Annotated in this window: 26 protein-coding genes; all 26 read left to right on the forward strand. The window is 31.0% G+C overall.

All coding sequences use genetic code 11. The annotated features are described in order from the left end of the window. Window positions 1–12: 12 nt before the first annotated feature. On the forward strand, window positions 13–720 hold the full coding sequence (sigE, locus tag D4Z93_RS05470) for an RNA polymerase sporulation sigma factor SigE (protein ID WP_119974243.1): 708 nt from the start codon (window positions 13–15) through the stop codon (window positions 718–720). A gap of 74 nt (window positions 721–794) precedes the next feature. After that, a complete protein-coding gene (gene sigG, locus D4Z93_RS05475) occupies window positions 795–1568 on the forward strand; it encodes an RNA polymerase sporulation sigma factor SigG (RefSeq protein ID WP_119971079.1) in 774 nt (257 codons plus the stop codon). Window positions 1569–1738: 170 nt separating this feature from the next. Then, window positions 1739–2005, forward strand: coding sequence for a YlmC/YmxH family sporulation protein (locus D4Z93_RS05480; RefSeq protein WP_119971081.1), 267 nt, complete (start codon window positions 1739–1741; stop codon window positions 2003–2005). A gap of 109 nt (window positions 2006–2114) precedes the next feature. Continuing rightward, window positions 2115–2570 (forward strand): transcriptional regulator NrdR, encoded by a 456-nt coding sequence (gene nrdR, locus D4Z93_RS05485; protein ID WP_119974244.1) that lies wholly within the window; start codon window positions 2115–2117, stop codon window positions 2568–2570. A gap of 135 nt (window positions 2571–2705) precedes the next feature. Beyond that, entirely contained in the window at window positions 2706–3404 is a 699-nt protein-coding gene (pgeF, locus tag D4Z93_RS05490; protein WP_119971083.1) for a peptidoglycan editing factor PgeF, read from the forward strand. Window positions 3405–3426: 22 nt separating this feature from the next. Beyond that, window positions 3427–4113, forward strand: coding sequence for a response regulator transcription factor (locus D4Z93_RS05495; protein WP_119971085.1), 687 nt, complete (start codon window positions 3427–3429; stop codon window positions 4111–4113). A gap of 14 nt (window positions 4114–4127) precedes the next feature. Further along, window positions 4128–5831: a sensor histidine kinase gene (locus D4Z93_RS05500; RefSeq protein WP_119971087.1), complete on the forward strand. Its 1704-nt coding sequence runs from the start codon at window positions 4128–4130 to the stop codon at window positions 5829–5831. Window positions 5832–6031: 200 nt separating this feature from the next. Then, on the forward strand, window positions 6032–6919 hold the full coding sequence (locus D4Z93_RS05505) for a phosphate ABC transporter substrate-binding protein (RefSeq protein WP_119971088.1): 888 nt from the start codon (window positions 6032–6034) through the stop codon (window positions 6917–6919). A 17-nt stretch (window positions 6920–6936) separates the two neighbouring features. Continuing rightward, a complete protein-coding gene (gene pstC / locus D4Z93_RS05510; RefSeq protein ID WP_119971090.1) occupies window positions 6937–7842 on the forward strand; it encodes a phosphate ABC transporter permease subunit PstC in 906 nt (301 codons plus the stop codon). Then, window positions 7843–8730, forward strand: a complete 888-nt coding sequence (pstA, locus tag D4Z93_RS05515; protein WP_119971092.1) for a phosphate ABC transporter permease PstA — start codon at window positions 7843–7845, stop codon at window positions 8728–8730. 15 nt (window positions 8731–8745) lie between these two features. Further along, a complete protein-coding gene (pstB, locus tag D4Z93_RS05520; protein WP_119971094.1) occupies window positions 8746–9495 on the forward strand; it encodes a phosphate ABC transporter ATP-binding protein PstB in 750 nt (249 codons plus the stop codon). A 58-nt stretch (window positions 9496–9553) separates the two neighbouring features. Continuing rightward, entirely contained in the window at window positions 9554–10210 is a 657-nt protein-coding gene (phoU, locus tag D4Z93_RS05525) for a phosphate signaling complex protein PhoU (protein ID WP_119971096.1), read from the forward strand. A gap of 233 nt (window positions 10211–10443) precedes the next feature. Beyond that, window positions 10444–11067: a DUF47 domain-containing protein gene (locus D4Z93_RS05530; protein ID WP_119971099.1), complete on the forward strand. Its 624-nt coding sequence runs from the start codon at window positions 10444–10446 to the stop codon at window positions 11065–11067. Then, on the forward strand, window positions 11060–12058 hold the full coding sequence (locus D4Z93_RS05535; RefSeq protein WP_119971101.1) for an inorganic phosphate transporter: 999 nt from the start codon (window positions 11060–11062) through the stop codon (window positions 12056–12058). The genes D4Z93_RS05530 and D4Z93_RS05535 overlap by 8 nt, the downstream gene beginning before the upstream one ends. 122 nt (window positions 12059–12180) lie before the next feature. Beyond that, window positions 12181–13515, forward strand: coding sequence for a DUF512 domain-containing protein (locus tag D4Z93_RS05540; RefSeq protein ID WP_119971103.1), 1335 nt, complete (start codon window positions 12181–12183; stop codon window positions 13513–13515). Between the two features lie 2 nt (window positions 13516–13517). Then, on the forward strand, window positions 13518–14834 hold the full coding sequence (gene der / locus D4Z93_RS05545; RefSeq protein ID WP_119971105.1) for a ribosome biogenesis GTPase Der: 1317 nt from the start codon (window positions 13518–13520) through the stop codon (window positions 14832–14834). A gap of 61 nt (window positions 14835–14895) precedes the next feature. Further along, window positions 14896–16374 (forward strand): stage IV sporulation protein A, encoded by a 1479-nt coding sequence (spoIVA, locus tag D4Z93_RS05550; RefSeq protein WP_119971107.1) that lies wholly within the window; start codon window positions 14896–14898, stop codon window positions 16372–16374. Window positions 16375–16555: 181 nt separating this feature from the next. Then, entirely contained in the window at window positions 16556–17437 is an 882-nt protein-coding gene (locus D4Z93_RS05555; RefSeq protein WP_119971109.1) for a YicC/YloC family endoribonuclease, read from the forward strand. A 16-nt stretch (window positions 17438–17453) separates the two neighbouring features. Continuing rightward, window positions 17454–17735: an extracellular matrix/biofilm regulator RemA gene (remA, locus tag D4Z93_RS05560; RefSeq protein ID WP_119971111.1), complete on the forward strand. Its 282-nt coding sequence runs from the start codon at window positions 17454–17456 to the stop codon at window positions 17733–17735. Continuing rightward, window positions 17735–18355, forward strand: coding sequence for a guanylate kinase (gene gmk, locus D4Z93_RS05565; RefSeq protein WP_119971112.1), 621 nt, complete (start codon window positions 17735–17737; stop codon window positions 18353–18355). Before remA ends, gmk begins: the two co-directional genes overlap by 1 nt. After that, on the forward strand, window positions 18348–18566 hold the full coding sequence (rpoZ, locus tag D4Z93_RS05570; RefSeq protein ID WP_119971114.1) for a DNA-directed RNA polymerase subunit omega: 219 nt from the start codon (window positions 18348–18350) through the stop codon (window positions 18564–18566). The genes gmk and rpoZ overlap by 8 nt, the downstream gene beginning before the upstream one ends. A gap of 2 nt (window positions 18567–18568) precedes the next feature. Beyond that, complete coding sequence (gene coaBC / locus D4Z93_RS05575; RefSeq protein ID WP_119971116.1) at window positions 18569–19756, forward strand: bifunctional phosphopantothenoylcysteine decarboxylase/phosphopantothenate--cysteine ligase CoaBC; 1188 nt, start codon at window positions 18569–18571, stop codon at window positions 19754–19756. A gap of 97 nt (window positions 19757–19853) precedes the next feature. Beyond that, a complete protein-coding gene (gene priA, locus D4Z93_RS05580; protein WP_119971118.1) occupies window positions 19854–22055 on the forward strand; it encodes a primosomal protein N' in 2202 nt (733 codons plus the stop codon). Window positions 22056–22133: 78 nt separating this feature from the next. Continuing rightward, complete coding sequence (gene def / locus D4Z93_RS05585) at window positions 22134–22586, forward strand: peptide deformylase (RefSeq protein WP_119971120.1); 453 nt, start codon at window positions 22134–22136, stop codon at window positions 22584–22586. A 4-nt stretch (window positions 22587–22590) separates the two neighbouring features. Further along, window positions 22591–23523 carry a methionyl-tRNA formyltransferase gene (gene fmt / locus D4Z93_RS05590; RefSeq protein ID WP_119974246.1) on the forward strand — a complete coding sequence of 311 codons (933 nt, stop codon included), beginning with the start codon at window positions 22591–22593 and terminating at the stop codon, window positions 23521–23523. A 33-nt stretch (window positions 23524–23556) separates the two neighbouring features. Next, window positions 23557–24237 (forward strand): zinc metallopeptidase, encoded by a 681-nt coding sequence (locus tag D4Z93_RS05595; RefSeq protein WP_119971122.1) that lies wholly within the window; start codon window positions 23557–23559, stop codon window positions 24235–24237. Window positions 24238–24244: the final 7 nt, after the last annotated feature.

The following is a 24244-nucleotide window of genomic DNA, read 5'->3' on the forward strand; positions in this document are numbered from 1 at the left end:
ATGTAAACTGTGATGTTAAAATTAAAAATAGTTGCAAACAGAATACTTGCAAAATTAAAAATTTTTGTTAAAGATATTTACTATATAGGGGGAAATGATGTTTTGCCGCCTCCACTTAGTAAAAAAGAAGAAGACGATTTAGTAAGCAAACTTGTATCAGGTGATGAAAGTGTACGTTCTACACTTATAGAAAGAAATTTAAGATTAGTTGTTTACATAGCCAGGAAATTCGAAAATACTGGTGTAAATGTTGAAGATTTAGTTTCAGTTGGTACCATAGGTCTCATAAAAGCAGTAAATACATTTGATCCGGAAAAGAAAATTAAACTCGCTACATATGCTTCAAGATGCATAGAAAATGAAATACTTATGTATCTAAGAAGAAATAGTAAAGTTAAAGCGGAAATATCATTTTATGAACCATTGAATGTGGATTGGGATGGAAATGAACTATTACTTTCGGACATTCTAGGTACAGATAATGATGTAGTTTATAATTTGATTGAAGATGAAGTTGACAAGCAACTGCTTACCATAGCTATGAAAAAATTAAATGACAGAGAAAAAGAAATAGTAAACTTAAGATTTGGTTTAAACGGCAAAATTGAAAAAACTCAAAAGGAAGTAGCTGATATGCTTGGTATATCTCAATCATATATTTCTAGGCTTGAAAAAAGAATAATAAAAAGACTAAAGAAAGAAATAAATAAAATGTTATAGGATTGTCTTTAGTATAAAAAATTGCTCCTTAGGAAACAATTTAAATGCTATCTATTCTAAAGGGGCGATACTTTATGACAATTAATAAAGTTGAAATTTGCGGAGTAAACACAGCAAAACTACCAGTTTTAAAAGAAAAAGAGATGAAAAAACTTTTAATCCAAATGAAAGATGGAGATGAAAGCGCTAGGGATGTTTTTATTAAAGGAAATCTAAGGTTGGTACTTAGTGTAATTCAGAGATTTAATAACAGAGGTGAAAATATTGATGACTTATTTCAAGTTGGATGTATAGGTCTTATAAAGTCAATAGACAATTTTGATTTAAGCCAAAATGTTAAGTTTTCGACCTATGCTGTACCAATGATAATTGGAGAGATAAAAAGGTATTTAAGGGATAACAATTCAATAAGAGTAAGCAGATCTTTGAGGGATATTGCTTATAGAGCCTTACAGGTTAGAGATCGACTGGTCGGAAAAAACAATAAGGAACCAACTATATCACAGATAGCCAAAGAACTTGATATTCCAAGAGAGGAAGTGGTTTTTGCATTAGATGCTATTCAGGATCCAGTATCATTATTTGAACCTATATATCATGATGGCGGAGATGCAATATATGTAATGGATCAAATAAGTGATAATAAGAATGGTGATGATAGCTGGCTTGAGAATATATCAATCAAGGAGGCTATGAAAAAATTGAATGATAGGGAAAAACTTATATTAAATTTAAGATTTTTTGACGGAAGGACTCAAATGGAAGTTGCAGACGAAATAGGGATATCCCAAGCTCAGGTTTCCAGATTGGAGAAAACAGCATTAAGACATATGAGGAAGTATGTGTAATTATATTATTTTATAGTATGTATTATTTTTAACCTGAAGTAAATATAAAAATGTTTATTTCAGGTTTTCATATTTATCTGCCTAAATTTATTTCATCAAAGAATATAAATATACATATAATGTAGGGATGAAAGTAATTAAATTTTTATAATTTTAAGGAGGCGGATAATATGGAAGAGAACGAGAGTTTATATTCTATAGCAAATCTGAAGGCTATGGAGGTTATAGATATAAATACGGGGACTAAAATCGGATTTATAAAGGATTTTAAAGTAGATTGTGAATCAAATAAGGTAGTATCTATAATAATACCATCCAGCAAGATATCGTGGTTTGGGAAAAATGATGATATAGAAATTCCATGGGAAAATATATCTAAAATAGGTGTTGATGTTATATTGGTCAATGGAGAAGAATTTATATTGAATAATAAATAAATATGGTTAATTTATTGTGACTTTAAAATTATAAATACTACAAATTTTTTGCAAACAGTGTATAATATATAGAGAGATATTTAGAGTTAAAAGAAGGACGTGAATGGATGTGAAGTGCCCTTATTGTGGTTATAGTGAAAGCAAGGTAGTTGATTCTAGATCTACTGAAGACAATATGGCAATTAGAAGAAGGAGAGAGTGTCTAAAATGTAATAAGAGATACACTACTTATGAAAAGATTGAAAATATACCAATACTGGTAATAAAGAAAAATATGAATAGAGAGTATTTTGACAGAAATAAAATAATAAATGGATTAATAAAAGCATGTCAGAAAAGACCTGTTTCCAGAAAAGAAATTGAAAATGTAGCTTATAAAATAGAAAAACGAATAAGTAATAATATGACAACCGAAATTAGTTCAAAAGATATAGGTGAAATGATAATGGAAAGCTTGAAAGATCTTGATGAAATTTCGTATGTTAGATTTGCTTCTGTGTATAGACAGTTTAAAGATGTAAATACTTTTATGGAAGAAATAAAGAATTTAATTGCACACAAATAAATGGAATACTTTTATGTATGCCATTTATTTTTTATATCCAATCTGGGTATGACGGTTAAAATATATTGATAATGGTGATATGTTGTTTGAAAAATGTTAAAATATCATTAAATCATATAATAAAGGAGAATTGTTATGAAGGATTTTATGGTGGATGGATATAAATTCATAAAGGTACCTTTTGAGGGGGCCGAAATGGTATTTTCTACGGCATATAATAATTTGGACTTTGACAGAAAAAAAGAAGTTGGTATGGAGAATATACAGAATATAAAAAAATGGTTTGATGTGAATGAAGTTGGATTTTTAAGTCAAATTCATAGTGATAAAATCATAAATTATGATGGAAAAAAGCACGAAGCGGATGCACTTATAACCGATAAAAAAAATATAGCAATTGGAGTTTTTACTGCAGATTGTGTCCCGGTCTTATTATATGATACTGAAAAACATGTTTCAGCTGCAGTTCATAGTGGATGGAGAGGAACTTTCAGTTGTATAGTGTATAAAACTATTGAAAAGATGAAAAATGAATATAACTGCACCTGTAATAACATTGCAGCAGTTATTGGACCTCATATTCATCAGTGCTGCTATGAAGTAAGTGATGAACTTATAGAAAAATTCGTTAATAATCCAATGTATAAAGGCGTTGATATACATGATGGCAGGTACCTTAGTATGCAAAATTGTATTATACATCAACTTAAATTAGAAGATGTTAAAGATATAAGAAACTTAGATATATGCACTTTCTGTTCAAAGGAATATGAGACACATTCTTATAGAAAAAATCAGGATGGAAGGATGTTTTCTTTTATATTTCTTAAATAAATGTTTACAGGGAGGAAGTATTATGTCATCAGAAAAAATACTGATAGTAGATGATGAGGAACATATATGCGAGCTTTTAAAATTTAATTTACAAAATAGTGGATATAAAACCCTTGTATCAAATAACGGGGTAGATGCACTAAAAATAGTTAAACAGCAAATGCCAGATCTTGTATTATTAGATTTAATGCTTCCTGGTATGGATGGATATGATGTATGCAAAGAGATAAGAAAGAGTCTGGATATATCAATAATAATGATAACAGCAAAAGGAGAGGAATTTGATAAAGTACTTGGTCTTGAACTTGGAGCTGATGATTATATTACAAAACCCTTTTCAATAAGAGAATTGTTAGCTAGGGTTAAAGCTGTGCTAAGAAGGGCATCATCTGAAAAAATAGATAAATCATTTGTTTTTGGTAATATAGTTGTTAATTTTGAAAAACATGATATAACTAGAAAAGGGTTAAAATTGGATTTAACTCTAAAGGAATTTGAGTTACTGGAGATTTTAATAAAAAATCGAGGAAAGGTTATGACTAGGGATTTTTTACTTGATAAAATATGGGGATATGAATATGTTGGAGAAACTAGAACCGTAGATGTTCATATAAGACATTTACGCCAAAAAGTAGAAGAGGATGATAAAAATCCTAGATATATAGAGACCATTAGAGGAGTTGGATATAGATTTAATCAAGAAAATTGATTTGGGTGAATAAAATGAAAAAAAAATTAATGATTTCAATGGTCACAACACTAGTTTTTACATTAATTATAGTAACAATATTGTTTGTTGTAATTGAAAACTATGAATATATTCAAAATATAAAACAAAATCTTAAGGTAAATAATCAGATTATAATAAATGTAATTAAGAATAACAATGATGAGTATAATAGTACATTATTTACTAAAAGTTTTAACAATGATGATATACGTGAGACTCTTATAGATAAAAATGGTAAGGTTATAAGTGATACTGTGGCAAAGGCTTCAAGTATGGAAAATCATAATGAAAGATATGAAGTTATTGAAGCAAGGAAATATGGCACTGGTTATAGTATAAGAAACAGTAAAACAATTGGAACAAAGACTCTTTATTTTGCAACGGCGTTTGACAATGGATACGTTTTAAGAAGCGCTATGACAACTCAAATTATAAAGGGATTAGAAAGCAATTATTTAAAATATTATATAATGATAGTGCTGCTTTCTGTTGTGGTATCTATTATATTTGCTTTAAAATTATCAAGTGGCATAGTAAGACCACTTAAGGATTTAGAGGTTACAACTGATAGAATTGCAACTGGAAGACTTGATGAGAGGGTTAATATAGTAACTGATGATGAAATAGGCCAGCTTGGTATCACCTTTAATAATATGGCGGAAAAATTGCAAAAAACTATTGAAGATGCATTTGATAAACAAAATAAATTGGAAGCTATATTAAAAAGTATGGATAGTGGTGTTATAGCTGTAGATAAAAACCTTAATATTATAATGATAAATCCATATGCTAAAGAAATTTTTGGAATAGATAATGATATAATAGGCAAAAAATTATTGTACAATATAAGGGATTTCGAATTTGAAAGCATATTAAAGGAAGGTTCTGATGAATATAAAGAGATTAAGATACTTTCACCTAAGGAAAGAGAATTGAGAATAAAAACTGCTGATATAATAAATACGAGTAGAGAGAAAATAGGGGTTGTAGCAGTAGTTCAAGATGTCACAGATATAAAAAAATTGGAGAATATGAGGTCACAGTTTGTGGCAAATGTTTCACATGAACTCAAGACCCCGTTAACATCAATCAAAGGTTTCGCTGAGACATTGAGATATGTTGATGATAAATTAAATAAGGAGAAATTTTTAGATATAATAGACGATGAAGTAAATAGGCTCACAAGGCTGATAGATGATATACTTACGCTGTCACACATAGAGAATGATCGTGAAGAAAAAAATGAAAAGATAGATGTGAATGATATTATAACAGATGTTTTTAATCTTGTCAGAAATTTGGCAAGCAAGAAAAATATAAAACTTGAATTTATTAGAGATAAGAGGCAAATACTGTATGGCGATAAAGATAGATTCAAACAAATGATCATAAACTTAGTTGATAATGCTATAAAATATTCAAATAATGGTGCCGAAGTCAGCGTTACCACAAAAACTGTGAATGGCAATTGTGTAATAGAAGTAAAAGATACCGGGGTTGGTATACCAGAAGAACATATAGGAAGCTTGTTTGAAAGGTTTTATAGAGTTGATAAAGCAAGATCGAGGAAGCAGGGGGGAACAGGGCTTGGACTTGCTATAGTAAAACATATAATTATTTCGTTCAACGGAAATATAAAAGTAGAAAGCAAACCCGGAAAAGGAAGCAAATTTATTATATCAATCCCCTTAAAGTAAAATAAAAAGGACAAAATATATATAAAAAAGATGTAAATAGGTACTTACTTTTTTAGCAAGTATCTATTTTTATTTTATAAAAAATATTAATCAGAGTGCAGTATTGTTAAATTTAATTAACATAGGTATAATAATGCGTTAACCTTGAGAGTTTATTATAATACTTGTGATCAGAAAGTATTTTAGGAGGGGTTATTATAATGAAGAAAAATAGTTTTAGGTTTATCGTAGGAACATTATTTATCATGATGATTTCTGGAGTATTTGTCGGTTGTGGACAAAACAGTAATCAATCAGTTTCGGAAAGTAATAAGAAAGAAGTTTTGGGTTCAATAACAGCAGCAGGTTCGACTGCTTTACAGCCATTAGTTGAACAGGCAAGTAAAAAGTTCAGTGAAAAAAATCCGGATGCTTCTATAAACATTCAAGGAGGAGGAAGTGGAACAGGTTTAAAACTTGTTGAAGAAGGAAGCGTAAATATAGGAAATTCCGATATTTTTGCAGATAAAGCACTTGATAAAACAAAATCAAAGGAGCTTGTTGACCATAAAGTATGTGCTATAGGATTTGCGGTTGTTGTAAATAAAGATGTAAAAATCGATAGTCTTACAAAGGAACAGATTCAAAAAATATTTACAGGTCAAATTACAAACTGGAAGGATGTTGGAGGAGAAGATCTTCCGATAAATGTTATAAATAGAGCAAAGTCATCTGGAACTAGAGCTACTTTCAAAGATACAGTTATGGATGGAAAAGATGAAAAGGAAGATCTTGGAACTGTTCAAGATTCAAACGGAAATGTTGAAAAATCAATACAATCAACTAAAGGATCAATAAGTTATCTGGCACTCTCATATTTAAGTGATGAAGTAAAAAAGAATGTTAAACCTTTAGAGATAGACGGAGTTGAAGCTAATAAAGATAATATAGTTTCAGGCAAATATAAATTTTGGTCTTATGAACATATGTATACTAAAGGTGAGGCCAAAGATTTATCAAAAGCATTTATAGATTATATGATGAGTGATGAAAACACGCCATTAGTTGAAAAATTAGGATATATACCATCCTCGGATCTGAAAAAATAGATATTAGGAGTCTTATAATGAAAAGTGGTATTACAAACAAAAGCATTTGGAAGAAATTTAAAAATGAATATATTGGTAAAGGATATGCTATGATATGCGGTTTTATTATAGTTGTCCTTACACTTACTATAATAGCTTTCTTAGTGTCCAATGGAATAAAAACTTTTACTAGAGATGGTTATTCGATTTGGCAGTTCCTGTTTAAATTAACCTGGGTTCCGGATAGTTCACCCCCTAAATTAGGAGCGCTTATATTTATAGTAGGTTCGGCATTTGTTTCAATAGGTGCAGTTATATTAAGTGCCCCTGTAAGTATAGCACTTGCCATATTTATGAATTATATATCGCCTAAAATTGGTAAGAAAATATTACAACCTGCACTGGAATTATTTATAGGTATACCATCTGTTGTGTATGGATGGATAGGATTTAGTGTTTTACTTCCATTCATAAAGGCAGATTTCGGTGGTATAGGATTTAGTTTGTTAGCAGGAATATTAGTACTTAGTATTATGATACTTCCGACTATAGCAAGTTTATCATCCGATGCAGTTAAGGTTGTTCCACAAAGTTATCTGGAGGCTTCTTATGGGCTTGGTGCCACAAGATGGCAGACTATAAGCAAAGTAATAATACCTGCTGCTAAAAGTGGTATTTTGACTGGAGTGATACTAGGGCTTGCGAGAGCTTTTGGAGAAGCACTTGCAGTACAAATGGTTATAGGTAATTCTATTAAATTTCCAAAGAGTTTGACTAGTCCTACATCAACACTTACAAGTGTTTTAACTATGGATATTGGAAATACGGCAGCGGGTACACCTTGGAACGATGCATTGTGGTCTCTTGCGTTTTTACTTCTTATAATATCATTTGTATTTATTTTACTCATAAGGGTTATTGAAAAAAGAGGTGAATTGAAATAGATGAATGTTAAGTTAAAGGATAAAATATGGACAGGTGTTATTTACTTTATTTTTGCATTTGTTATAATTCTGCTTATATTATTAGTTGGGTATATATTGTTCAATGGAAGAGGTTTTCTTGATCCTTCTTTCTTATTTGGAAATCCAAAGATTGGTGAAGCAGGAGGAGGAATTGCACCTCAACTTTTCAATTCATTTTATATGCTTACCGTATCACTTTTAATTACAATACCAGTTGGAGTTGGTGCCGGTATATATCTTGCAGAGTATGCTAAACGCGGTATCATATTAAACATAATAAGTTTGTGTATGGAAACTATGGCATCCCTTCCATCGATTGTAGTTGGATTATTTGGACTTTTGATCTTTGTTAATATGACAAAATGGGGTTTTACATTATTATCAGGTGCACTTGCAATAGCAGTTCTCAATTTGCCATCTCTTACAAGGGTAAGTGAAAATGCAATAAGAGAAGCATCTAAAGCTGTAAAAGAGGCTAGTTTGGGGCTTGGAGCAACAACATGGCAAACTGTTCAAAAGGTTGTGTTACCATCAGCATTGCCTCAGATTATGACGGGAATTATTTTGGCGGCCGGGAGAATTTTCGGAGAGGCAGCAGCACTTTTATATACAGCAGGTATGAGCGCCCCGGTATTGCATTTTAATAATGTAAGTTTGATTGGAAATACATCACCTTTTAGTTTAATGAGGCCTGCAGAAACACTGTCAGTATATATATGGAAGTTGAATTCAGAAGGTATGGTTCCGGATGCGGCTGCGATAGCAAATAAATCTTCTGCTGTTTTAATAATAATGGTTCTAATATTTAATATTGCTGCGAGGATTATAGGAAGAAAGATATACAGATCATATGCTGGAAGGGATTAGGAGGGTAAAATTTAAATGAGTATACTAGAAATTAAAAATCTGAATTTATATTATGGAAAGGTTCAGGCATTAAAGAATATAAATTTGGATATATGTAAAAATGCTGTTACAGCACTCATAGGACCATCTGGATGTGGAAAATCAACTTTTTTAAGAACACTAAATAGAATGAATGATTTAATAGAATCAGTAAAAATTGATGGCGATGTATTATTTGAGGGTTTAAATATATACAATAATTATGATGTTATAGAGTTACGAAAGCGAATTGGTATGGTATTTCAGAAGGCAAACCCTTTTCCAATGTCAATATACGATAATGTGACTTATGGTTCTAAGATACACGGTATTAGAAATAAGAAGAAGCTTGATCAAATTGTAGAAAGCAGTTTAAGGGATGCAGCACTATGGGATGAGGTAAAGGATAGATTAGATAAAAATGCATTAGGGCTATCGGGGGGACAACAGCAGAGATTGTGTATAGCAAGAACACTTGCGGTAGAACCTGATGTGCTTCTTATGGATGAACCAACATCAGCTCTTGATCCTATATCAACACTCAAAATAGAAGAACTTATGGATGAACTGAAGAAAAAGTATACTATAATCATAGTGACACATAATATGCAGCAAGCTGGAAGGATTTCAGATTACACAGCATTTTTCTTAAATGGAGAAATAATTGAATATGATAAGACTGAAAGTATATTTTATAAACCAGTTGATAAAAGAACAGAAGATTATATAACTGGTAGATTTGGATAAGTTAAATATTTGGATAAGTTAAATATTTGGATAAGTTAAATAAAAGAGGTGATATATTATGACGAGAACCGGATTTGATTCTGCACTTGAAGAATTAAATAATGATTTAATTAGAATGGGAAATATAACCGAAAAACAGTTGCGTGAGTCTGTGGAGTCATTAGTTAATCAAGATGGAGAACTAGCAGATAAAATTATCAAAAATGATGATTTAGTTGATGACCTTCAAAAAGAGATAGAAAATAAATGTATAAGGCTTATAGCAAAAGAACAGCCACTTGCAAAGGATTTAAGAAATATATTTGCAACAAGTAAAATAGTAACTGATATAGAGAGAATGGCTGATTATGCTGTGGATATAGCTAAGATTACACAACAGTTAAAAAATGAGAAATATATAAAAAATTTAATAGATATACCAAAGATAACTCAAGTAATAATTGAAATGATAAGAATATGCGTTGATGCATATGTTTATAAAGATATAAATGAAGCATATAGGGCATGTAAATTGGATGATGATGTAGATAAGTTCTATAAAAGTATTTTTAACGAAATGCTTATAATAATGGCAGATGATAAATCAAAGATAAGAGAAATAACTCAGCTTTTGTTTGCGTGCAAGTATTTAGAAAGACTTGGTGATCATGTTACTAATGTATGTGAATGGACAATTTATGCAGTGACAGGAGAACTTAAGGATTTGAATGAGTAAAAAGTTAGCATTTTGTATCTATAATTTGTAGGATTATAGTATTAATTTTATTACTGTAATTCTACAATATTTTTTTATTATTTCCTGCTTTATATTTTAAATTTTTGTGTGAAAAAAATTATTAGCTTAATACATTAAACGTTTACTCAGGATTTTTTGTATTTTATTTAAATAAAATTTATGGTATACTTTATAGGGTCGAAAATGTATACTTTCACGTTAGGAGGGATTTAATGTTCAGTTTGACTCCAAAAGAGGACAAATTTTATACCTTATTCATAGATATTGCTGAAATAGCTCATAAAGCAGCTTTATTATTGTTAGATTTTTTGAATAATTTGGAAAATTCAGAACAAAATATAAAGGAACTTAAAGAGATCGAACATGAAGGCGATAGGAAACAGCATGAGATACTTCAGCAATTAAATAAGACTTTTATAACTCCTTTTGACAGAGAAGATATTTATTCAATTGCTAAAGGTATGGATGATATAATTGATTACATAGAATCTTCTGGCAGCAGGTTTGTCATGTTAAATGTAAATAAGTGTACTAAAGAAGGTAAAATATTAAGCGATATGATAGTAAGTTGTTGTGATGAAATAATTACCATAATGAAAGAGTTAAAAAACATGAAAACAAGTACTTTAATATCCAAAAAAATTATAGAAGTCAACAGGATAGAAGAAGAGGGAGATAAAGTTTCTAGAAAAGCTATTACGGATATATTTAGAAGTGATATGGAGGTTATTGAAGTAATAAAGTGGAGAGAGATTTATCAATATCTTGAAGACACTCTGGATGCTTGTGAAGATATAGCTAACGTTATTGAAGGAGTAGTAATGAAAAATGCATGATACATTAGTTTTGACTTTTGTTATTATTATTATTGCGTTAATTTTCGATTTTATAAATGGATTTCATGATAGTGCAAATGCGATAGCTTGTTCAGTTTCAACCAGGGTATTAACTTTGAGTCAGGCTGTGATTATGTCAGTTATAATGAATTTTATTGGTGCATTTACAAGTGTGAAAGTTGCAGAAACTATAGGTAGTGGTATTGTAGATCCTAATCATATAGTTTCAGAAGTTATAATAACTGCATTGATTGGTGCAATAATATGGAATTTAATTACATGGTATTTTGGAATACCTAGTAGTTCATCGCACGCACTTATAGGAGGATTAATTGGTTCGGCAATTGTCTACAAAGGTTCTTTCGCCATAATAAACTGGGCCACTTTTTTTTGGAAAGTTATATTATGGTTATTTTTATCACCGATTATAGGTTTTGTAATAGGTTTTGTATTTATGACTATATTGAGATTTATACTTAGAAATACGACTCCTTTTAAAGTTACAAAGATTTTTTCAAAGGCTCAAATTTTTTCAGGTATGCTTATAGCTTTAAATCACGGTGGAAATGATGCACAAAAATCTATGGGAATTATAACGATGGCACTTGTAAGTGCTGGTTTTTTGAATCATTTTTCAATACCTATTTGGGTAAAGATATGCTGTGCTGTTTCTATGGCACTTGGCACAAGTTTTGGAGGCAAAAAGATAATAAAAACTATGGGAAGTGGAATGGCAAAACTTGCGCCTGTTAATGGATTTTCTGCAGAGATGGGTGCATCTGCTGTAATATTCACAGCAACAATGTTTCATGCACCAGTTAGTACAACTCATATTATTACAACAGCAATAATGGGAGTTGGCGCTGCTAAAAGATTTTCATCGGTTAGGTGGGCCGTGGCAAAGGATATAGTGACTGCATGGGTAGTTACCATACCTGCAAGCGCTCTTATATCAGGAATAGTAATTTTTCTTATTAATTCGATAAAATAGTTAAAGAACAAAAGACATCCAGTTGCTTTATTAAAGGATGTCCTTTTTTATGCTGTAGATTGACTAAATTTTAGTATTACGGTAATATTACTAGATGTAAGCAAGAAAAGGGAGTTTAATACATGAAAAATGAGATTATATCAATTAAACCGGAAAGTATAGCAGAAGAATTGGGGATTGAAATAGGTGATTTTCTAATATCTATTAATGATAAAGAGGTCAAGGACATCATAGATTATAAATTTTTAATATGTGACGAGTATGTTGATGTAGAAATTCAAAAAAAAGATGGTGAACTATGGGAACTTGAGATAGAAAAGGAATATGATGAGGATTTAGGGGTTGAATTTAAAGATCCCATTATGGATAGACCTATGAGTTGCCACAATAAATGTATTTTCTGCTTTATAGATCAACTTCCTAAGGGGATGAGAGAAACTCTTTATTTCAAGGATGATGATTCAAGACTTGCTTTTTTACAGGGAAACTTTGTAACCTTAACAAATATGAGTGAGGATGATATAGATAGAATTATAAAGTATAAAATAAGTCCAATAAATATATCAGTACATACTACCAATCCAGAACTTAGAATTAAGATGACTAATAACAGATTTGCAGGCAATGTGTATAAAAGAATGAAAAAGATGGCACAGTTTGGCATAAAAATGAATTGTCAGGTTGTATTGTGTCCTGGAATAAATGATGGGTATGAGCTGAGAAAAACTATAGAAGATTTATTTATTTTATATCCTAGTATAATTAATTTGGCAGTGGTGCCTGTTGGTACTACAAAATTTAGAGACGGACTCTATCCATTAAAATTATACAATAAAGATTCTGCATCAAAACAGATAAGTATGGTTGAAAAGATCCAAAAAAAATATATAAAGGAGGTTGGGGTGCCATTTGTAAGGTTATCAGATGAATTTTATGTTTTGGCAGAAAGAGATGTTCCTGATAAGGAGTTTTATGGACAATTTGAACAATTAGAAGATGGCATAGGAATGATTAGAATTTTTAGAGATTATATTGATAGTTCGCTTGATAAAATAAGAGAGCCTTTATCAGGCTCATTTACCATGGTAACAGGGGTGTCTGCATATAAGGAAATATTGTCAGCTGCAAATAGAATTAAATTCATAAATGATAAAATAGATATAAAGGTAGAAAAAATAGTAAACAACTTTTTTGGAAAAAATATAACTGTAGCAGGTTTGCTAACTGCAACCGATATAATAGATCAACTGAAAAATAAAAAAATAGGAAAATATGTAATTATACCAGATAATATGTTAAGAAGAGGCTATGAACTTAGTCATGATAATAATAAAGTGTTTCTAGATGATATGACAGTTGAAGATTTATCTAGAGCTTTAAATAGAGAAATATTAATATGCAATTTTACAGGAGAAGATTTAGTAGATATTGTAATTGAACATTGTGAGGAGGAATGAATATGGGAAAACCTATTGTAGCTGTTGTAGGAAGACCTAATGTTGGAAAATCAACATTATTTAATAAACTAGCAGGAAAAAGGATATCAATAGTTCAAGATACACCAGGAGTAACAAGAGATAGAATATATGCTGAGGCAGAATGGCTTAAATATAATTTTACAATAATAGATACGGGAGGTATTGAACCTGAAAGTAGTGACATTATAATTTCGCAGATGAGAAGGCAAGCCCAAATTGCTATTGAAACTTCTGATGTCATAATATTTATAGTGGATGGCAAGGAAGGACTTACTGATTCTGATAGAGAAGTTGCACAAATGCTTAGAAAAAGCAGTAAACCGATTGTTTTAGTAGTAAATAAAATAGATCACTTAAAAGATGAAAATAATATATATGAATTTTATAATCTGGGAATTGGAGAGCCTGTGTCAATATCGGCATCTCAAGGATTAGGATTAGGCGATATGCTTGACAAGGTTGTAGGAAATTTTAAGGATCCTGATTCATATGATGAAGAGGATGAGTACATAAAGATAGCATTTATAGGTAAACCGAATGTTGGAAAGTCGTCACTTATAAATAAATTGATAGGTGAGGATAGAGTTATAGTGAGTAGTGTTCCAGGAACTACAAGAGATGCTATTGATAGTTATCTGGAGACTGAGTATGGAAAGTTTATTCTAATAGATACTGCGGGAATCAGAAGAAGAAGTAAGGTAAAAGAGGAAATAGAAAGATACAGTGTTATAAGAACGTATGCAGCTATAGAAAGAGCTGATGTTTGTATACTTATGATTGATGCTGTTCATGGAGTAACTGAACAAGATGAGAAAATAATAGGATATGCTCACGAGATGAATAAAGCCATAATTGTCATTGTTAATAAGTGGGATTTGGTGGAAAAAGAAACTAATACAATGAAGAATCTTAAAAATAAGATGCAAGTAAATCTTTCGTTTTTGTCTTATGCCCCATACTTGTTCATATCGGCATTGACAGGACAAAGAGTCCAAAAGGTACTTGAAACTGTAAAGGGAGCTTATGATAATTATTCAAAGAGGATAAAAACTGGAGTTTTAAATGATGTTATAAGTAGAGCGATAAGTATGAAGGAACCACCTATAGTGGGAACACAAAGACTCAAAATTTATTATGCAACGCAGATAGGTACTAAACCTCCTACGTTTGTATTCTTTGTAAATAATCCAGAGTGTCTTCACTTCTCATATCAGAGGTATTTAGAGAATCAACTCAGAGATAATTTTGACTTTGAGGGAACGGGCATAAAGTTGGAGTTTAGAAGGAAGAAAGAGTAATAATTTTATATGACCCTCCATATATATATATTGTTAATATTATAATAGTGGGGGGAATAACTTGGATAACTTTGATATATATAATGACATAGCAGAAAGGACGCAGGGAGACATCTATGTTGGTGTTGTTGGTCCAGTTAGAACGGGAAAATCGACGTTTATAAAAAGATTTATGGAGCTTATGGTTATACCTAAAATTGAAAATGCTTATAAGAAAGAAAGGGCAAAAGATGAATTACCTCAAAGTTCATCAGGAAAGGCAATTCATACTACAGAGCCTAAGTTTGTTCCAAATGAAGCTATAGAGATAAATTTAAATGAAAATACTAAATTTAAGGTTAGGATGGTTGATTGTGTTGGATATATTGTAAAAAATGCATCAGGGTATATGGATGGCGAACATGCAAAAATGGTTACTACTCCATGGTATGATTATGAAATACCATTTGAAGAAGCTGCTGAAATTGGAACAAAGAAGGTTATAAATGAACATTCGACAATAGGTCTTGTTGTTATAACGGATGGATCTATTACGGAAATACCGCGAGATGATTATGTTGAAGCAGAGGAAAGGGTAATAAATGAGCTTAAGGATATAAATAAGCCATTTATAGTGGTGCTTAATTCAGAACATCCGTATGCTCCTGAGACAATTTCATTAAAGAAGGAAATTGAAGAAAAATATGATGTTTCAGTACAGTGCATGAATGTTTTAAATATGACTGAAGAAGATGTAACTAATGTTTTTGAAAGAGTCCTTAGAGAGTTTCCTATAAAGGAAATAAATATAGATATGCCTGAATGGATAGAAAAGCTTGAGTCATCGCATTGGTTAAAAATAGATTTTATAGATGTAGTCAAGGAAATGTGCAAGAATATATATAAAATAAGAGATATAAATAAGTCTATGGAGAATATCAAGGACGTTGAATTCGTTGGAAAGTCAAATATAAGTGAAATAAATATGGGGCAAGGTGTAGCTAGAATAAACTTAAGGCCTAAGGAAAATTTATTTTATAATATTCTAAGCGAAATATGTGAAAGTAAAATTTCTGGTGAAAGTGATTTGCTCTCTGCTGTTAAGGAAATGCATGCAGCAAAATTTGAATATGACAAAATATCGCAGGCACTGACAGATGTTAGAGAAACAGGATATGGTCTGGTTGCTCCTCAGCTTTCAGAAATGAAGTTAGAGGAACCTCAAATAGTAAAACAGGGGAATAGATTTGGCGTAAAGCTTAAAGCTAGTGCACCATCACTTCATTTTATAAGAGCAGATATAGAAACGGAAGTTTCACCTATAATGGGGACAGAACGCGAAAGTGAAGAAATGGTAAAATCACTTTTAGAACAGTTTGAGAGTGATCCATCTAAAATCTGGCAGAGTAATATGTTTGGAAAGTCTCTTGAAATTTTAGTAAAAGAAGGATTACAAAACAAATTATATAAAATGCCAGAGGATGTACAAATTAAAATACAGAAAACTCTTCAGAAAATTATAAACGAAGGTAATGGTGGATTAATCTGTATAATCCTTTAAGTATTAAGGAAATTTACAATATTTTCACATCACATTTTATGATATAATCAATATCGGTATAACTATGGATTAAATAAGTATATCAATATTTATATCATGACATAAATTTGACTTGAAATTAATATTAGTGTTTATGTATAATTAGTATGAATTAACAGTTACACACGGAAGGATGAATGATATGGCAAGAAGTATGACTGGTTTTGGGATAGGAAATTTATCAGATGATACAGGAGAGTTTACCATAGAAATAAAGACAGTTAACCATAGATATTGTGATATAAATATAAAGATGCCTAAGACTTTAATATGTCTTGAAGATAGAATTAGAAAGGTTATACAGAAGAAAATTCATAGAGGCAAAGTAGACGTTTTTATAAATAGAAATAATTTAAGAAAAAAGGGAATTAAAGTTGACTTAAATGAAGAGTTGGTAGATAATTATGTTGAATGTTTAAGAAATATACAATGTAGATATAATATAGATGATAAAATATCTCTTGCTTTGATAACTAAATTTCCAGATGCAGTTAATGTACAGGAGGAACAGGAAGATATAGAAGAAGTGTGGAATGATATCATATGTGAGCCTTTAAATGAAGCTATAGATATGTTGGTTTCCATGAGAGAAAAAGAAGGCATTAAGTTAAAACAGAATATATTATGTAAATGTGATGCGATTAAAGATTTAGTAAATAAAATAGAAATTAAATCACCTGTTGTGGTTGAAGAGTATAGAGATAAATTGAAGAAAAAGTTAGAAGAGTTATTAGGCGATTATAGTATAGATGAAAATAGAGTTATGACAGAGGTTACTATTTTTGCAGATAAGGCATGTATTGATGAAGAAATAGTTAGAATGAAAAGTCATATAATACAGCTTAAGGAGACTTTAGAACATGATGAACCAATAGGAAGAAAGTTAGATTTTATTGTTCAGGAAATGAACAGAGAAACAAATACAATTGCATCAAAAGCTAATAATTTAGATATAACTAATTATGCTTTAACCATAAAAAATGAAATAGAAAAAATTAGAGAACAAATACAAAACATTGAATAAAATTAGGAGGAAACATATGAATATAAAATTAATAAATATAGGGTTTGGAAATATAGTTTCAGCAAATAGGCTTGTAGCTATAGTAAGTCCTGAATCTGCCCCTATAAAAAGAATAATTCAAGAGGCAAGGGACAGAGGTATGCTAATAGATGCTACATATGGCAGAAGAACAAGAGCAGTTATAATTACAGACAGTGATCATGTAATACTTTCTGCAGTTCAACCTGAAACGGTAGCGCATAGATTATCTTCAAAGGGTGAAGATGAGGAAGTAGAGCCCGGAGAGGCAGAGGAATAATGGATGAAAAGAAAGGACTCTTAATAGTTATATCCGGACCATCAGGCACAGGTAAGGGGACTATATGTAAATCTTTAGTTGGAAAAGGTGATTTTCTTATCTCAGTTTCTGCTACGACAAGACAGCCAAGACAAGGAGAGGTGGATGGCGTAAATTATTATTTTTTAACTAAGGAAGAATTTAAGACTAAAATAGAGAATGATGATTTTATTGAGTATGCTGAGGTATATGGAAATTATTATGGAACACCTAAGTCAAAAGTACTTGATTGCATTAAAAATGGGATCAATGTTATTTTAGAAATAGATATTCAAGGTGCATTAAAAGTTAAGAAAACTTGTCCAGATGGAGTATTTATATTTGTAATTCCACCATCAATGGATGAACTAAGAAAACGAATAAGCAACAGAGGAACTGAAACTCCGCAGTCTTTGATGCTGAGGTTTAGATCGGCATATGAGGAAATAAAGTATATATCTAGATACAATTATGTTGTTGTAAATGATACTGTTGATATGGCAGTTAAGAGAATACAGAGTATTATAATAGCTGAACAGTGTCGTGCAGATAGAAGAAAAGGCAAAATACTGGATTTAGAGGAGGAAATTATTGATGAATGATGATATGATTAATCCATCTGTAGTGGATTTGTTAAAATTGGTTGACAATAGGTATACATTGATTACAATGACTGCTAAAAGAGCAAGACAACTTATACAGGGATCTGAACCTCTCGTAAGTGTTGATTCTACTAAACCTGTTACTATAGCAATTAATGAAATCTATAAAGGTGCAATTACTTATAAGACAGTCAAGGAGGGTATAAAGTAATTATGTCATCTAAAGGAAATATTGTAATAGGAGTAACTGGTGGTATTGCTGCGTATAAAGCATTGGATATAATAAGTAGATTAAAAAAAGAAAGTTTTAATATAGATGTAATTATGACTGAATCTGCATCAAAATTTGTGACTCCTTTAAGTTTTCAAACATTGAGTCAGAATATAGTTAATTGTGATATGTTTACTGAACCTAGAGCATGGGAAATAAAACACATTTCTCTTGCTAAAAAAGCAGATTTAATGCTTATAGCACCAGCTACTGCTAATATAATAGGAAAAGTTGCAAATGGTATAGCGGATGATTTATTATCTACTACAATTATGGCAACTCAGGCAAAGGTGATTTTTGCACCAGCTATGAATACTAATATGTATAATAATGCTATAGTTCAACATAATATAGGCAAATTAAAGGATTTTGGATATGAGTTTATAGAACCATTCAGTGGAAGGCTCGCATGTGGTGATTATGGAACAGGTAAACTAGCAGATGTGGAAAAAATAGTTCAGGTTATTCAGAGTATTTTATATGATAAAAAAGATTTAAAAGGTAAAAAAGTGCTGGTTACAGCTGGTCCAACGATGGCGGCCTTAGATCCTGTTAGATATATTACGAATAGATCTTCGGGAAAAATGGGATATGCTATTGCAGAAGAGGCAAGAGATAGGGGAGCAGAGGTTACACTTGTATGTGGAAATACATATATTAAGCCGCCTATTGGAGTAGAATCAGTATATGCTAAGACGAATGAAGATATGCTAAATGTTGTTTTGGGTAATTTTAACAAACAGGATATAGTCGTAAAAGCAGCAGCAGTGGCAGACTATAAACCTAAAAATTACTCTGATAAGAAGATAAAGAAATCTGGAAACGATCTTGATCTGGTTTTAACTCAGGACAATGATATATTAAAAAAACTTGGAAGCATTAAAACTGATCAAGTGCTTGTAGGATTTGCAGCCGAGAGTAATGATTTGCTTGAAAATGCAAAGAAAAAACTTGAAAATAAAAACTTAGACTTTATAGTCGCAAATGATATAACTGCACCGGATTCAGGTTTTGCATCGGATAATAATAGGACTACTATTTTGTGTAGAGATGGCAGAATTATTCCTATGGAGAAAATGCCTAAGAGACAGGTCGCTAGGAAATTATTTGATTTGATAAATGCTAGATAACTTTATATTATTATACTAACTCCCGCTTTATTTTAGGTGGGAGTTAGTATATGTTAAGAAAGAATTATAAATTTAATGGATTTAAAAAGGTGATTAAGTGAATAAATATGTTGGCGTTATAATTAACAATCTCTCTGTGCAACTGGATAGGATATTTACATATAGAATTCCAGAGGCTTTTTTAGAACAAATTGATATAGGATATAGAGTAAAGGTTCCATTTGGCAGATCAAATAAGCTTATAGATGCTTTTATAGTTAGATTTTATAATGAGTATGACGGAGAAAACAAAATAAAAGATTTAAAGGAAATTTGTGAGCCTTTTCCTCTGTTTGATAAAAATGATTTACTAATAATAGAGGAAATGAGAAAAAAATATTTAAGTACTTATTTAGAGTGCATAAAACCTTTTCTACCTGCCGGAACATTTAAAGGTATGAAGAATAAAAAAGAAAACGTAATATGCGTCGCACAGGAACTCGATGGGAAATTTCTAAAGGATAATTATAAAATGATATATGAGGTTGTTAGAAATAATAATGGGATATATAGTAAAAGTTATTTATCAAGCAATTTTAATTTGTCATTGTCTTCAATTAATACGCTGATAAAACATGGATATCTTATAAATAAAGAAAAGATTGTAAGTAGATATGATAAAAGAAAGTACAAAAAATATGCAGTTAAAGAACTTAATTTTGAGCAGAAGTCATCAATTGAAGAAATATTAAATTCTGATAAGAAAGTATTTTTAATACACGGAGTAACTGGCAGTGGAAAAACTGAAATATATATGCACCTTGTAAGTGAAATGATAAAGCAAAATAAAGAATCTATTATATTAGTTCCAGAAATAGCACTGACACCGCAAATGGTTGAAAGGTTTAAAGGGAGGTTTGGAAATAATATAAGTGTATTCCACAGTAAACTCTCTGATGGTGAAAGGTATGATGAGTGGCTAAGGGTGAAAGAAGGAAAAGTTAAACTTGCAATTGGGGCGAGATCTGCAATATTTCTTCCATTTAGAAATCTTGGACTTATAGTAATTGATGAGGAACATGAGGAAAGTTACAAATCGGATAGTAACCCAAAATACAATGCAAGAGAGATAGGAAAACTTCAGTCTGATTTTAAGGGCTGTAAATTGATACTTGGTTCTGCAACACCATCAATAGAAACTTATTATAATTGTATAAAAGGAAACATTGAGCTTATAACTATAAAAAACAGGGTGGATGGAGCCCTTATGCCAAAGATAAAAATAGTTGATATGAGAGAGGAGTTAATGGCCTCCAACAAATCTATTTTTAGCAGAGAACTTTATAACAGTATAGAAGATAGGCTTGAACAGAAAGAGCAAATAATTTTGTTTCTAAATAGACGAGGTTTTTCAACTTTTGTATCATGTAGAAAATGTGGGTATGTTTTTAAATGTGAACATTGTGATATTTCGCTTACATATCATAGTGATAAGAGAAAACTTATATGTCATTACTGTGGTACAAGTCGAAATCTGCCTAGAATATGCCCCAAATGTGGCAGCAGATATGTTAAATTTTTTGGTGTGGGAACTGAAAAAGTGGAAGAAGAAATTAAAAAGGTTTTTCCTCAAGCTGTGACTCTAAGAATGGATTTTGATACTACACGAACAAAAAATTCTTATGAACAAATATATAATGATTTTAAGAATGGAAAAGCAGATATACTTATTGGTACTCAGATGATTGCAAAGGGTTTGGATTTTAAAAATGTGACACTGGTTGGAGTTATTGCAGCAGATGTTTCACTAAATTTGCCAGACTTTAGATCTGCGGAAAGAACGTTTCAACTTATTACACAAGTATCGGGAAGATCAGGAAGAGGTAAAAAAAATGGTGAAGTTATTATTCAAACATACAATCCTGATAATTATAGTATAGTGTATGCTGCGAAAAATGATTATATTGGTTTTTTTAAAGAAGAGATTGGAATTAGAAAATCTATGGAATATCCACCATTTACAGATATTCTTTTAATAAATATGAGTTCTAAAAATGAAAATATGTTAATAAAAAATATACAAAATGTTGGTGTGGTATTGAAAAATAAATTAGAAAAACATGATAAAATAAATATGTTAGGACCATGTCCGTGTCAGATTTCTAAGATAAAAGAATTATTTAGATGGCAAATATTTATAAAAGGTGTAATGAATATTGAATTTATTAAGGAGATAAAAGATATTGTTTATAATACAATGAAAAATGTGTCGGATGATATCAGGATAAGTATTGACGCTCATCCAAATAATTTGCTTTAATTATATGGTATTATAATTATTGTAAAGTATTTATATAATAAACTAGATTTTATTAGAATGTTATTAGGAGGTTAAGTTATGGCATTAAGAAATATAAGAAAGTATGGAGACGAAATTCTGAGGAAAAAAAGTAGAAAGGTAGATAAGATAGATGATAGAATTATAACTTTACTTGATGATATGCAGGAAACTATGTATGATTCAGATGGTGTAGGTCTTGCAGCACCTCAAGTTGGAATACTTAAAAGAATGATTGTAATTGATGTAGGGGATGGAATAATTAGACTTATAAATCCTTCAATAATGTCTTATGATGGAAATCAAGTCGATGAGGAAGGGTGTTTAAGTATTCCAGGAGAATCAAAGGAGGTTAATAGGCCATATAAAGTTAAGGTTAAAGCCTTAAATGAGGATGGAGAAGATATAATTATAGAAGCTGAAGGATTGCTAGCAAGGGCCTTGTGTCATGAAATAGATCATTTGGATGGAATATTATTTATAGATAAGGCAGTTGATAAGAATGAAAAATAGTAATATAAGTGTAGTGTTTATGGGAACACCAGAATTTGCAGTCCCATCACTTAATAAGCTTATAGAAAGTTTTAATGTAACTGGGGTATACACTCAACCTGATAAACCTAAAGGAAGAGGAAAAAAAATGACCATGTCCAAAGTAAAGGAAATTGCGCTTGACAGTAGTATACCAGTATATCAGCCTTTAAGGCTCAAGACAGATGCAGAAGCAATAGAAAAATTGAAAGATATGGCTCCTGATTTTATTGTGGTGGTGGCGTATGGTCAGATACTTACCAAAGAAGTGCTTGATATACCTAAGTATGGATGTATCAATTTGCATGCTTCTATTTTACCTAAGTATAGAGGAGCGGCACCAATAAACTGGGCTGTTATAAATGGGGAGAAAGAAACTGGAAATACCACGATGATGATGGATGTAGGATTGGATACAGGAGATATGCTTCTCCAAAGTAAGATGGAAATAAGTAATAACATGACTGCGGGAGAACTTCATGATTTGCTGATGCTGGATGGAGCGGACTTGCTTATAAAAACATTAAATGGTATTTTAGAGGGAAGGATTACAAGAAAAAAACAAGGAGAGACTACAACAGGGTATGCTTCAATGCTTGATAAAAAAATGGCAAAAATAAATTGGAATTCAACTAGCCGTGAGATAAAGGATTTTATTAGGGGTTTAAATCCATGGCCGGTTGCATATACTGAATACGATGGTCAAAATATGAAAATTTATGAGGCTGAAATCTTGGATGAAACTTCAAAACAGTATGAGCCTGGATATATAGTAGATATTGCAAGTTGTGGTATAAAAGTTGCCTGTAAGCAAGGAATTTTGCTTTTAAAGGTAATACAGTTTCCTGGACGTAAGGCAATGAAGGTTAGTGATTATATAAGAGGACATGAAATAAAGTGTAATGTTATACTTGGATAATAACTCTATTATAGATGAGGAGGTGTATTTTTTATGTTTTATTTTGATAGTACATTTATTATATTGATACCAGCTTTAATAATATCTGCATGGGCTCAGTACAAAGTGTCTTCTACTTTTAATAAGTATTCTAATTATAGAAGCATGAATGGATACACTGGTGCTCAGGTAGCTAGAATGCTTTTGGATAACAGTGGTCTTAACTATGTACCTGTAGAAGTGATACCAGGAAAACTTACAGATCATTATGATCCATCGAAACAGGTTATGAGGCTTTCTGAGGATGTTTTCTATGGTAATTCCGTCGCATCTATTGGAGTTGCAGCACATGAAACAGGTCATGCTATACAACACAAGAGACATTATGCACCTCTAATTATTAGAAATACTATAGTACCTGTTGTAAATTTTAGTTCAAATTTTTCATGGATACTTTTTATAGCTGGAATAATACTTGGATTTAGGGGACTTATAAGTGCCGGGATATTACTTTTTACAGCAGTTGTTATTTTCCAAATTGTAACTCTTCCTGTTGAGTTTAACGCTTCAAGCAGGGCACTTAAAATATTGAGCAGTAGAGGTATTTTATATGGTGATGAAGTTAGAGGCGCAAAGAAAGTCTTGTCTGCTGCAGCCATGACTTATGTAGCAGCTGCGTTAACATCGATAGCACAACTTATTAGATTAATAGTATTAAGCAGAAGAGATGACTAATAAATTT

The organism is Clostridium fermenticellae (assembly GCF_003600355.1).
GTDB classification, from domain to species: Bacteria; Bacillota; Clostridia; order Clostridiales; family Clostridiaceae; genus Clostridium_AV; species Clostridium_AV fermenticellae.